This is a genomic window from Psychrobacter sp. APC 3281 (assembly GCF_030407815.1).
GTDB lineage: Bacteria > Pseudomonadota > Gammaproteobacteria > Pseudomonadales > Moraxellaceae > Psychrobacter.
Map to the genome: position 1 here is coordinate 27,132 of NZ_JASDCS010000004.1, position 13,495 is coordinate 40,626.

The 13,495-nt window shown below is 44.0% G+C and carries 9 protein-coding genes; 3 read left to right on the forward strand and 6 right to left on the reverse strand.

The annotated features are described in order from the left end of the window. Window positions 1–93: 93 nt before the first annotated feature. From QL886_RS03980 to QL886_RS03990, 3 genes are all read right to left on the reverse strand, one after another. Window positions 94–1,380, reverse strand: coding sequence for an aspartate kinase (locus QL886_RS03980; RefSeq protein ID WP_057759246.1), 1,287 nt, complete (start codon window positions 1,378–1,380; stop codon window positions 94–96). 357 nt (window positions 1,381–1,737) lie between these two features. Then, window positions 1,738–4,410 (reverse strand): alanine--tRNA ligase, encoded by a 2,673-nt coding sequence (gene alaS, locus QL886_RS03985; protein WP_290177705.1) that lies wholly within the window; start codon window positions 4,408–4,410, stop codon window positions 1,738–1,740. Window positions 4,411–4,564: 154 nt separating this feature from the next. After that, window positions 4,565–6,319: a DUF389 domain-containing protein gene (locus tag QL886_RS03990; protein ID WP_290177706.1), complete on the reverse strand. Its 1,755-nt coding sequence runs from the start codon at window positions 6,317–6,319 to the stop codon at window positions 4,565–4,567. Window positions 6,320–6,594: 275 nt separating this feature from the next. Between QL886_RS03990 and QL886_RS03995 the strand changes: the two genes are divergently transcribed. Next, on the forward strand, window positions 6,595–6,807 hold the full coding sequence (locus QL886_RS03995) for a hypothetical protein (RefSeq protein WP_290177707.1): 213 nt from the start codon (window positions 6,595–6,597) through the stop codon (window positions 6,805–6,807). 151 nt (window positions 6,808–6,958) lie between these two features. On the opposite strand, the gene QL886_RS04000 is transcribed toward QL886_RS03995, so the two are convergent. Beyond that, a complete protein-coding gene (locus QL886_RS04000; protein ID WP_290177708.1) occupies window positions 6,959–8,362 on the reverse strand; it encodes a L,D-transpeptidase family protein in 1,404 nt (467 codons plus the stop codon). Window positions 8,363–8,702: 340 nt separating this feature from the next. Between QL886_RS04000 and prmB the strand changes: the two genes are divergently transcribed. Together prmB and aroC are read left to right on the forward strand one after the other, a co-directional pair. Further along, on the forward strand, window positions 8,703–9,875 hold the full coding sequence (gene prmB, locus QL886_RS04005; protein WP_290177709.1) for a 50S ribosomal protein L3 N(5)-glutamine methyltransferase: 1,173 nt from the start codon (window positions 8,703–8,705) through the stop codon (window positions 9,873–9,875). A 154-nt stretch (window positions 9,876–10,029) separates the two neighbouring features. After that, entirely contained in the window at window positions 10,030–11,133 is a 1,104-nt protein-coding gene (gene aroC / locus QL886_RS04010) for a chorismate synthase (protein WP_290177710.1), read from the forward strand. Between the two features lie 134 nt (window positions 11,134–11,267). Here aroC and QL886_RS04015 read toward each other — a convergent pair whose 3' ends face one another. Both QL886_RS04015 and creC read right to left on the reverse strand, forming a co-directional pair. Beyond that, on the reverse strand, window positions 11,268–11,468 hold the full coding sequence (locus QL886_RS04015) for a hypothetical protein (protein ID WP_290177711.1): 201 nt from the start codon (window positions 11,466–11,468) through the stop codon (window positions 11,268–11,270). A gap of 229 nt (window positions 11,469–11,697) precedes the next feature. Then, entirely contained in the window at window positions 11,698–13,482 is a 1,785-nt protein-coding gene (gene creC / locus QL886_RS04020) for a two-component system sensor histidine kinase CreC (RefSeq protein WP_290177712.1), read from the reverse strand. Between the last annotated feature and the right edge of the window lie 13 nt (window positions 13,483–13,495).

Consider the following 13,495-nt stretch of genomic DNA (forward strand, 5'->3'; position numbering starts at 1 on the left):
GTTTATCTACATACTATATAAAGTATAAAGTCATTAATAGCGGTTAATAGATAACCATAAATCTTAATGCCATATTTTAACAGTTTTTATGTCTTATAGCCCAGCGATTTTGCTTTCGCCGTCTTCACGATCTAGGCCAAATGCCGTGTGCAATGACTTAACAGCTTTTTCTAAGTGTTGATCTTGAATCAGAACCGACACTTTGATTTCGCTGGTTGAAATCATTTGGATATTGATGTTGTTTTCAGCCAGTGTTTGGAACATAAGGCTAGCGACACCTGCGTGTGAACGCATGCCAACACCAACCAATGATACTTTGACGACTTCACTGTTACCTAGTATTTCTTTGGCACCAATTTCATCTTTCACTTCTTCGTTAAGCACTTTTAGCGTCTTATCTAAATCAGTGCGGTTAACTGTGAAAGTAAAGTCAGTGGTACCGTTATCCGAAAGATTTTGTACAATCATATCGATTTCGATATTGGCACGACCAATTGGGCTTAAGATAGCAGAGGCGATACCAGGATGGTCAGGCACGCCGCGTACTAAGATTTTTGCTTCGTCTCTGTTGAACGCGATACCTGAGATGATTGCCTGTTCCATATTGTCTCCTTCGTCTATCGTAATTAGGGTACCAACGTTGTCTTGAAATTCTTGGTCAAAGCTACCGTCTGTGTTTTCATCAAAGCTAGAGAGTACACGTAGCGGCACGCCATATTTACCAGCGAATTCTACTGAGCGAATCTGTAGAATCTTAGAGCCAAGACTTGCCATTTCAAGCATTTCTTCAAACGTAATTTTTTCAAGTTTTTTGGCTTTTGAGGTCACGCGAGGGTCAGTGGTATAGACACCATCGACATCGGTATAAATTTGACACTCGTCAGCGCCTAAGGCCGCAGCAATCGCCACACCTGTGGTATCAGAACCGCCGCGCCCTAATGTGGTCGCGTTGCCTTCTTCGTCAATACCTTGAAAACCTGCCACAATAACGATATTGCCAGCATCTAATTGCTCGCGTATGTTTTTGTCATCGATGCTTTCGATACGGGCTTTATTATGGGCGTTGTCGGTTTTAATCGCGACTTGGCGACCAGTCATTGAACGGGCACCAATACCAAGCTCTTTAATGGCCATAGCGAGTAGAGAGATAGAAACCTGCTCACCTGTTGAGACCATCTGATCGTATTCGCGAGGATCAGGTTGCGTGCTAATTTGGCGAGCTAGATCAATCAAACGGTTGGTTTCGCCGCTCATAGCTGAGACCACGACGACCACTTGATGACCATTGTCATGCCAGCGTTTGACTCGTTTGGCGACGTTTTTGATTCGGTCGATACTGCCCATCGAAGTGCCGCCGTATTTCTGTACTATTAACGCCATAAAAATCTACCTATTTATTCAATAATGACTTTTTATTGTCATTGATGAGAGTCAATGTGATACTCGCCAATGCTTGTATAGATAAAGCCAGATGATAAGAGTTATGCCTTTAGGTTTTGCATTCTTCTAATGGTATCTATCAACCTTATGGAATGAACAATATGCCCAAACGTTGACCTTTATACCATATCTACCGCATAACTTTAAGCCTCAGGAGCGCTTAGATGTATGGCGATTGGTTATAGTAGTTATAACCAATCACGTATTCTATGCGTAGTAGAGTAAAGCTATGCGATAAATATAAGATACATTGTGGAGCGCTAAACCAGTATATTCACGAGTTTAATATTCGCTAGTTTAGATAAACTGGGTTTCAATCCAAGCAGGTAGAGCACTAATAACCGCTGCACTGTTACCAGACTTCGGTGCGCCACCTTGTGCGTAGTCAGGCTTACCGCCACCTTTACCACCAAGCTCACCTGCCAAGTGACGAATAATATCCCCAGCTTTCACTTTAGCAGTGACAGATTTTGCGACGCTCGCTGCGAGTGCTAACTGGTCATCTTTATCACCAATCAATACAATCACACTATCAGGCAGTTTTGATTTGATATCGTCCATCAGCGTACGGATGGATTTACCATCGATACCGCTTAAGGTGCTGATAAGAACGGGCGTACCTGCGATCGTTTGTACATCATCAAGCAAGTTGGCTGCTTGAGCACTGGCGATTTTTTGCTGCAAGCGCTCTAGTTGTTTTTCTAGGTCACGTTGCTTATCAGCCATAGTACGGACGCGCTGCGCCACTTCAGGACGTTTTACTTTCAGCTGACTTGCCAACTCGCTCAGTTGTTGCTCGCTTTGCTGAATATTTTTGACCGCATTCATGCCAGTGACAGCTTCAACTCGGCGGATACCAGCCGCAATACCAGACTCACTGGTGATTTTTAGCACACCGATATCGCCCGTACGCTGTACATGCAAGCCACCACATAGCTCGATAGAAAAAGGCTTGCGCTGACCATCAACGATACGATCTGTACCCATGGTTAGGACTCGAACGTCACTACCGTACTTTTCGCCAAACAGTGCCATAGCGCCTTGGTTCATCGCTTCGTCAATCGACATGTGCTCGATACGGGCAGGGGTGTTGGCTTGGATTTGCTCATTAACGAGACGTTCGACACGCATGATTTCAGCGGCGCTGACAGGTTTGTCATAAGCAAAGTCAAAACGTAGTACTTCGCTTGAGACTAGTGAGCCTTTTTGCGTGACCGCGTCGCCCAGTACTTCTCTTAGCGCTGCATGCAATAAGTGAGTAGCCGAGTGGTTTTTGGCACTGGCTGCACGTATACTAGACAGTACTTGCGCTTCAGCGGTTTGCTTAGTGCTGATATCGCCCATGGTCACGACACCATAATGGATAATCGCCTGACCAGATTTTTTGGTATCTTGTACTTCAAAAACGCCAGATGCCGTACGGATTTCACCAAGCTCACCCACTTGACCACCACCTTCGGCATAAAATGGGGTGCGATCTAATACCACAACGCCTTCCATGCCTTCTGTTAAGCTGTCTGCTGGGTTACCGTCTTGATAAAGTGCGTCAATAGTCACGCCGTCTTCTTCAAGCTGCTCATAGCCGATAAATGTCGTTGGTGTTTCTACTTGGATGACACTGCTGTAATCGACGTCAAACTTGCCAGCATCACGCGCACGCTCACGTTGTGCTTGCATATGCTCATCAAATTCCGCTTCATCAATAGCAATACCACGCTCACGAGTGATATCGGCGGTCAAATCAAGTGGGAAACCATAGGTATCATAAAGCTTAAATGCCGCTTCACCAGATAGCGTATCGCCATCTTGTAAGCCTTCAAGTTCGCTGGCAAGTAAACGTAAGCCTTGGGCCAATGTTTTAGCAAACTGTGCTTCTTCTTTTTGAATAGCACTTTCGATGACGCTCTGCTTGTCTTGTAGCTCAGGATAGGCACTGCCCATTTCAGCGACAAGCGGCGCAACCATCTTATAGAAGAACTCGCTATCAGCGCCAAGTTTGTTGCCATGACGTACCGCACGACGAATGACACGGCGCAATACATAGCCGCGACCTTCATTACTTGGCGTGACGCCATCAGCAATCAAAAACGCCACCGCACGAATATGGTCGGCAATGACTTTCAATGATGATTGTTGCTCATTATTGATTTCTAGGATTTCAGCTGCTGCATTCATCAAATGGACAAATAAATCGATCTCGTAATTGCCATGAACGCCTTGCATGATGGCACTAATACGCTCAAGCCCCATGCCTGTATCGACGCTAGGTGCTGGCAGTGGCAATAGCGTGCCGTCCTTTTGACGATTGAACTGCATGAATACGCAGTTCCAAATCTCAATATAGCGATCGCCGTCTTCTTCTGGCGTACCTGGCAAGCCGCCTTCGATCTCAGCACCGTGGTCATAAAACACTTCGGTACAAGGACCACAAGGACCAGTGTCGCCCATTGTCCAAAAGTTATCAGAAGCGTAAGGAGCACCTTTGTTATCACCAATGCGAATGATGCGCTCACTCGGAATGCCGATATTTTTATTCCAAATCTCAAAAGCTTCGTCATCAGTTTCATAGATAGTGACGTAGAGACGATTTTTATCAATCGCTAACCACTTATCTGAGGTCAAAAACTCCCAGATATACTCGATGCCTGCTTGCTTGAAATAATCACCAAATGAGAAATTGCCAAGCATTTCAAAGAAAGTATGATGACGTGCGGTATAGCCGACATTATCCAAATCATTATGTTTGCCGCCAGCACGTACGCACTTTTGAGAGGTTACCGCGCGTGTATAGTCACGTGGCTCCATTCCCAAAAATGTCTCTTTAAACTGATTCATACCGGCATTGGTAAATAGCAATGTCGGATCATTGTGTGGAATCAAGCTAGACGATGAAACTTGGGTGTGCTGCTTGCTTATGAAAAAATCGATAAAGGCTTGGCGAATATCGGCTGAGCGAAATGGCTGGCTCACAGCGGCTCCTTACTGACGGATAGAATTGAGTAAATGACATAAAATAATTTTGCAAGCGATTTTAGCACAAACGCCCAAGCTCTTGGTACAAGAGTTATAACTACTAGGTTATTATACGTATGCTAGTCATTGCCTAATTTGTAGAGTATGCAGACTAATTGGTCAAAATTGCCGCATCCGTTTCATCCAATTTGTCTTGTGTGGTTGGATTGGATTCAATCACTTGTACGGGTAGATAGCGTAGTTGGAGCTTGATTGGCAAGTACTCTGGGAAATTCTCTGCCATATCTTGAGTAATGAGCGTTTCAATCTGGCGTACGTCATATGAGCTCGGTAAAGTCTCTCCACGTACGATTGCCCGCACCACTTGGTTCTCTTCTGAGGTATCAAACTGTGTATTGGTCAATACATTGCCTTGATCGATAAAGTAGTTGTTGATGGCTTCTTTGACACTACTCTCAAATACTTGCTGCTTGGCATTGGTCTGTAGGTTGATGGTTAAGTAGGCACCTAAGCCGCCAAGTAGTAATAAAGTCACGGCGTTCCGCTGCAAAAAGGTCAGATAGGTATTGGATTTATAATCGTCATCGACCAAACGACGGAACCCTAATAACCATAAGACAAGCGCATTGGTAAACTGGATAGCAAGAATGTTGGTTGCTGCCAATAACAGGGCACCAAGTCCAAGCTGCATCTCGCCATTAGCGAGCAAGATACCACTAGCAGCCAGTGGTGGCACCAAGGCTGTGGCAACCGCAACGCCAACAACAGCGACTGAAAGATGCGGAGATACCATCGCGTACGCGCCAGCAGTACCACCTGCTAAGGCAATCATCAGATCCATGGAAGTAGGCTGGGTACGTGATAGGATTTCTGCCGTTAGCGGTTGATCCTTATGTAGCCAACCAACAATAAAGCCGACCAGCACCACTAATGAGACACCGATGATGACGGTAAAGAGCGACTTACGTAGCAGTGGCATACGGTGATCGATAATCGCTAGCGCTATACCCGTGATAGGGCCTAGCATCATCGCAACCAACATCGCTCCGATGACCACGGCTGCTGAATTGGTCACTAGACCATAACTGGCAATGATGGCAGACAAAATGTTCATGATGAAGTACATCTTGCTAGGCAGGGCGTTTGCCTCAATCCTAACCCGTACTTCTGGGTAATCTACTTTTTGATTACTAAATTGTTCGGCGACAAATTGCTTGTAAGACTCAAGTTTGGCTTCTTTTTCCTCTTGAACCTCATCTTCGTCACTCTCGTTTTCTACATCACTATCTTCTACATCGGTGTCTTTATTTTGGCTTTTATCTTCTGAGTCATTATTTTGATGGTCATTATTGCGACTAGATGCATTTTTTGTCTTTTGTTGAGTGGCTGTTTTGTTATCTGATGACTGTGCTGCGATGTTTGTGTCATCAGCAGGGTCATTAGCAGAGTCGTCTTCTGCTTCTACCGTTATTTCAGCATCACTATCGTCTTGAGCACTTTTTTCTGTTGTTTCTGCCGTATCCGACTGAAAGAAATCGGACTTTTCTCTCGCTTCTATAGATTCTGACTCTACACTCTCTGATGCTTCAGTATTTGACTGTGACTCAGGTTCTGTCGATTCTAAGGTTGCTACGACCACATCGTCACTGATAGTTTCCATGGTTATCTCAGCGTCAGGTGGCTGCGCACATTCAGTGTCTACTTCAGTGTCTACTTCGGAGTCTATTTCGTCATCTGTATCAGTCGATTGTTTATGTTGATTGTCTTCGCTTTCATCATTGACTACAGCGGCATCATCAACTACTGGGTCACTTGTTGCGTTTTGATTGTGAGAGGCGTCAGTAATGATTGGTGAATCATTTTGATCCACTGAGTTAGGCGCAGTATTTTTTTCAGATGAGGACATAGCAGATAGCGTTCTTAGTAGATAAAGAAAGTCATTATTGTAATGATAAATAGATAAAGATATAGGGGATTCTTGAAAATATAAAAAAGAGTTGAGAGAAAATGGGAGTAGAAACTGATGTTTCTTATGATTAAGTCTAAAACCTTAATAATAGCATGGTTTTTATTCAAAAGTCATTCAATATAGATGCTACAAGGGTTTACGGTAAATACTTACTTTTTTTGTGGGTTTAAGGTTAAATATATTATATCCACAATAAAGATAAGGAATAACTTATGAACTGGCCATTATTTTCTGTCATCTACTCAATGACAGCCACCGTGACTATCGGACTTTTTATGATTGGTGCTCTCATTACAGGGTTCGATGAGATATTTCATATTCAAATAGCGGTTGGATTGGGTATTTTGGCTTCGATACCTGCAGGATTATTCTTTACCAAAAAAATTGGCAGTATTACTGGGAATGAGGAAGGCTATAAGACATAAAGGCGAACAGTAAGACATAAAGACAAGCAGTGTTATCGATGTGAAGAGGGACCGCCCATCAGCAAACAAAAAAGACCTCAATATTGAGGTCTTTTTTATCATTAAAAATATCTGCTAACTAGCATCGAAGCTAGATTCAATAAAGTTCTATTTATTGAAGTTCGACAACTGCGCCATTTTCGATATTGGCATAAACTTCTAACACATCCCAGTTGGTCAAACGAACACAACCTGCTGAGCCTTGACGACTGATACCTTCAGGTACTGGTGAGCCATGTAAACCGTAAGAAGGCTTAGATAATCCCATCCAAACGACACCGACTGGGTTGTTTGGTCCTGGTGCTATCATATGAACTTTCTTTTGAGCGCCTTCACCAACGGTTGATTTATACCAAGGCATCTTCACTTTATTGATAATTTTGAACGTGCCTTTTGGAGACGGTGTGGCATCGCTACCAACAGTCGTCGGATAAGTAGCAACCAGTTTGTCACCATTATAGGCATACAATGTTTTGTCGGCTTTGTTGGCAACCACGCGATTGATACGTTGGTTCAGCTTGTCACGAGTATTTAGCACTGTGATAGTCTCGCCAACAGCGTACTTTTTGTTTTTGTTGAGTTTATCTAAGTAACGTACATCCATATGGAAACGTTCACCTAGCATCTCTTTAATATCTTGATAATAAAGACCTTTCATTTTTGACTTCGCTTCTGAGCCAGAAGGCGTGGTCGCAAAATTGGTATTGATATCTTCTGCGGTCAACGTGTAAGTGACCAGTACAGGTTTATTCGCAGGGATGTTTTTAACCAAGGCATCCCAAGTTTTCTGATCCATTTTACCAGTCGCTGGCAAGCCTTTCATCGTTTGGAAGTTAACGAGGGCTTTTTTGCTGTTCATGCCCCAACCGCCATCGATAGGACCAGGAGAAGCATGGTTCCAATCGAGCAGCGCCTGCATTTTGATGGTCATCGCTGAGTTGACTTTCATATTAGGTGACCAGACAGCACCGTTCACTTGCTTAGCATAGTTCGACAAGTTCAGCGTTGTGTGCTTCTTGCCATCTTTGTCTTCGATGTTTTTGATGGTCGGATCATCGCTAAAGTCTTGACGCTTCTCACTTTCTGGTAACTCAAAAGCGAGTGGATCAGACGAGTCGATAGATGATAGGTCGCTAGGCGCAGCAACGGCTTGACCCTCACTAATGTCATCATTGCGGTCAGCTTGCTCATCTTTACGCGTCAGTTCTGCTGCGCTCATATTGTCAGCAGCTGGGGCTGGCACGTTTTGACTGGCTTCTTGCTTGTTGTTGATAAGCTGGTTCATGCTGTCGACTGGTTTCGCTTTCTCTGTATTCAACTGTACAGTAGCAGCGCCATCTGAGCGACTACGGTTCTCTTGCACATTCAGGCTAACCTTTTTGGCAAGACCTGGCATAGCGTCAGCCGTGCGTACTGGTAATGTGCGAGTACTATCGGCAGGTGCAGCAATTGCGGCTACACTAGCACTTACAGCTGCGATAGATATGGCAGTAATAATTGGCTTTATTTTCATCATATTGAGTCACTTGTGGTTGCTACTAATGCGGCTATTATGCGCATAATTTGATTGCATCGCAAACTTTTGACACATCTTTTTGCATTTAAGACTTGCCAAACGTCAACTGCTGACGTATTCGCTACAGTTGGGTAATAATTTAACCAAGGTGTGTATGGCGTCGTGCTCGATTCTTACGCAAACTGTTCATTATTCGCACTATTTTTTGTGCAAGTAAAAATGACAGTTATTGGCGCTACTAGAGGTTTACGTCTATAATGTATGACTGAATTTTATTTAATATAACGATTTTTAGTAAAAAGCAATTTAACCCGCTAGCAGTTAATCCACAAGGTGCGATATGTCAGAAGACCAAACAATGAGTGCAGAAGAGTTTCAAAACCAATACTTCAATGATGAGTCTGAGGGCTTAGACGGTGAGATGGAGTATGATTTAGAGACTGGACTTCTTGGTGAGCACGATGAATTTGCTAACTTACATGCAGAGCTAAACGAAGCACGTGAGCAGCTCGTCAGTATTCGCGACTTTATTCGTTTTTCAGTCACGCAGCTGCGTAATTATGACGTCGTTGTTGCACAAGGCACGACCGATGAGTTTGCAGAAGCGTCAGCCATTGTCCTGCACTCTTTGTCTCTCGATTGGTCTGCCAATGAGCAGATTTTAGACTGTCGTCTGACCACCTCTGAAAAGCAGTTGGTACTAGGACTGTTAGAAGAGCGTATCGCTGAACGTAAACCACTCAGTTATTTGATTAACTTGTCATACTTCTGCGATTTGCCTTTTTATGTTGATGAGCGTGTTCTTATCCCGCGTTCACCGATTGCAGAGTTGATTCGTCAGCAGTTCCATCCGTACTTTGAAGTTACTGACTTGGCCAAACCACTGGGTGTCAGTCCGAACGAAAAGTCAGCGGTATTTTATGACCATGGCCTAGATGTGAAGCAATTGTCGCAGCCTGAGCGTATCTTGGACTTGTGTACTGGCTCTGGTTGTATCGCTATCGCGCTTGCTACCCGTTTCGTTGATGCGTTGGTCGATGCCGTTGATATCGATAAAGGCGCATTAGAAGTGGCAATGGTCAATGTCGATCATCATGACCTTGGCCATCAAGTAAACGTAATCGAGTCTGATTTGTTTGCCAAGATACCTGCTGAGAATCAGTATGAGCTTATCGTCACCAATCCGCCATACGTAGATGCTGCTATCATGGCAGATTTGCCGCCTGAGTTCTTATATGAGCCTGAGCATGCATTAGCAGCTGGCCAAGATGGTTTAGATTTGGTACATCGTATCTTATTTGAAGCGCCAGATTACCTTAGCCCAGATGGGTTGCTGATCTGTGAAGTGGGTGACAGCGAATGGGCGCTAAAACAAGCCTATCCTGAAATCCAATTTGATTGGTTGAAGTTTGCACATGGCGGACATGGCGTCTTTGCGATTACCTATGATGAGCTAGTTTCAAACCGTCAATTGTTTGCCTCTTATGTTCAGCTATTAGATAGCCTTCAATAGACAGATATTAGGTTAAATAGACGTCGGCTTCATGAGCCGAAACTATAAGCAACAACTACAATCACTCATTATAAGCAACACAAGCAATCATCATAAGTGGCATGAGTGATTGGTCACATAGTCATCAGTAGCGTTTACTTGTTTAAGGACAGTTATGGCAGGCAATAGTATTGGGCAGGTTTTTACGGTCACCACTTGCGGTGAGTCACATGGCGCAGGCCTTATGGCCATCGTTGATGGCGTACCACCAGGTTTAGCATTATCTGCAGACGACCTACAAGTAGATTTGGATCGTCGCAAACCGGGTACGTCTAAGTATTCAACCCAGCGCCGTGAGTCTGATGAAGTTGAGATTATCTCTGGCGTATTTGAAGGTAAAACTACAGGTACGTCTATCGGTCTATTGATTCGTAATACCAATCAAAAATCTAAAGACTATAGCGATATCAAAGATACTTTCCGTCCTGGACACGCTGACTATACTTATAGTATGAAATATGGCTTCCGTGACTATCGTGGTGGCGGTCGTTCGTCAGCGCGTGAGACGGCTATGCGAGTGGCTGCTGGTGCTATCGCCAAGAAGTATTTGCAAGAACGTCTGGGTGTTCAAATCCGCGGTCATGTGACTCAGATTGGCAATGAGCATAGTAATGTCTTAGACCCAAGCCAAATTGACTGGGAGTTTGTAAATAGCAATCCGTTCTTTTGCGCAGACAAAGAAGCGATTGGCCGTTTTGAAACCTTGATTGATAATTTGCGCCGTGAAGGCACTAGCTGTGGCGCGCGCCTTGATATCATTGCGAGCGGTGTACCAGTAGGCTTAGGCGAGCCAGTATTTGATCGTTTAGATGCAGATATCGCTCATGCGATGATGAGTATCAATGCGGTCAAAGGCGTCGAGATTGGTGATGGGATGGCGGTGGCAGGTCAATTCGGACATAGCGCTCGTGACGAGCTGACCCCAGATGGGTTTGCAGCCAATCATGCTGGCGGTGTCTTGGGTGGTATCTCATCAGGTCAAGATATCCGTGTGAGTATTGCTCTAAAACCAACATCTAGTATTACTACTGCTGGCAAGAGCATTAACACTCAGGGTGAAGCAGTCGATATGCTGACTAAGGGTCGTCATGATCCTTGCGTTGGTGTGCGTGCTACGCCCATTGCCGAAGCGATGCTAGCGATCGTACTGCTTGATCACTATCTGCGTCATCGCGGTCAAAACACTGATGTGAAGCCGCCAGTACAATCGATTACTTAGTATTTTTGTCGTAGAGTAATCAGCCCTTTGTTGTTTCCAGTAGTTTAATACTAGAAATAACAAAGGGCTTTTTTATGTCCAAATAAAATACAGTTATTACCTAAATACAGTTAATGTGTTGAGCGAACAAGATATCAGGCTGCCAGTTGATACTCATCAATAGCCACACACTGCTGATGTCGAAATACCAATAACAACCGCTGACTAGGAATCGCTAGCCAATGTCCAAACTCAATACTATCGACGCCTTGGCTTGATAAAGTTTGTGTACAGTGATGACGGCTAAGTCCGATTAGGCTCTTGATAATAGGGTTATCCGTTAATTGATGTGACATAGATTTTCTACTCCTAATTTACTTTACGAATTTGACGGTTCAATAGATCCTAGTGCTATCGTAAAACAAAGAAGTAGAAATCCTGTGTAGTCATGATGGAAAGTTGATGAATCCTTATATAGTCATTCCACTATAAAAGTATTACAGCGTTAACCTCGCTTGAAGTATCACATATACATCTGCACTCGGTTGCCTTGTACTACTCTTAAATTGAATCGACTACAAGTTATTATTCTAAAGCTAAGGGCAGGGTGATACTAACCATCACACCAGAACGCTGGTTTTTACCAGTATCAGTGTTATCAGTGGCTTTATCATCATTGGCATGGACATTATTAATGGCTACCTGACCACCATGATGTTCAATTACTTGCTTCACTAGTGTTAGACCAAGCCCAGTGCCTTTTTTAAGTGTATTACTACTATAGTCAGTCTGCCTTGGCTCAGTCGTCGGATCTGCCGACTCTGTATATAGATCATTGTTGTCTGTGCGATTCGTTGTTTGAGATGATGGTTGGCTTTGATGAGACAAGCTAAAGTAACGCTCAAATGCTTTTGCGACAGCATATTCGGGTAGCAGCTTACCATCATTGAATATATCGATAGTGACGGTTCGAGTAGTGCTATGCAATGAAATATCAACGGTACGATTTGCAAAGTGTATCGCATTATCAAGCACATTTTGCAGTACTTGTATTAACCAAAATTGGTCAGCATACACGCTGGTCGATGCCAATATTTCTGCTGGCAAGTTTGCAATGTTGGTCACATTCTTATTATCAACATGTATATCGATAGGGTATAGGTTCTGCTGTTGCTGCTTGGCGGCATTATCTCTGATCAGAATTTGCAATAATGGTAACAGGGGAGTCAGTTGTCGGTTAAGTTTAAAGGTAGGCTGTTCTACTTTAGCCAGCAACAGTAGGCGGTCGATGAGCTGTTGCATCTTTACGCTTTGCTCACCAACCGTCTCAATAAGCATTTGACGATCTTCATTATCCAGTTTATTGCCATCTAATCCATCGTCCTCTAGTAGCTCGCTACTGGCGCGTATCGCGGTTAGAGGGCTTTTTAGCTCGTGGGTCAAAGTATGGACATAATCAGTCACATAAGCACGGTTTTCGAGTCGATGCTTCATAGTTTCAATCGTATCCGTCAGGCTATTTAGCTCATGACCCAGATAAAAATAGGGCTTTTTGGTGTCTTCTGCCAGCGCACTGGTATATTGAGTCACTAAAGTGATGCTTTGCTTAAGCCACCATGCTACGAGACCTGCTAAAATAAGGGCGGCAATGCTAATGAGTAGCGCTGTGATAAGCATACGGTTACGTGTGTCATCTAAATAAGGCAATACGCTAGCGACAGGCTTACCGACACTGACCACACCGATGATATCTCCAGACGGGTTTTTGATGGGCTGAGCCACATACATGACCGAACCATCACGTCGCTGATAGTCTCGCAGCGTGCTTCTTGCACCGTATTGTCCTTTTAACGTGAGATAGACATCATTCCAGCGTCCATAGTTCTGCCCTTCATTATTATCAGGTTTGGGCAGGGAGTCGTAAATGACTATGCCGCTACTGTCTGTCACGTATACGCGAAAGCTACTGTGGCTTTTGGTTTGATCGACAGGACTGAGTATTTCATCCATCGCTGGCATGCCGACAAATGCAGCATCAAGTTGCGCTTGATATTCCTCGTCATATAACTGTCCTGTAGATAACGGCACCTGTAGACTGGCCGCGAGTAATTTACTGGTGTCTAGAAGCGTGTCTTCGATGACCTGCTGCGCGGTTGGCTTGACGTAGCCAAACAACTGAGTAAACACGACCACGCCGCATATGACGAGCACCAACGCAACTGCTAGCCAAATTCTAAAAAATATACTTAAATTGAGCAGTCGTTTACGTTTAGGAGCTTGCTGAGCAGTACCAATAGGGTGCAGTTTGGCATACCAATTGCTTTGGTCATTATGAATATCATTTTCAGCAGGATTGGTTTTATTATTCATAAACTAGCAGCCA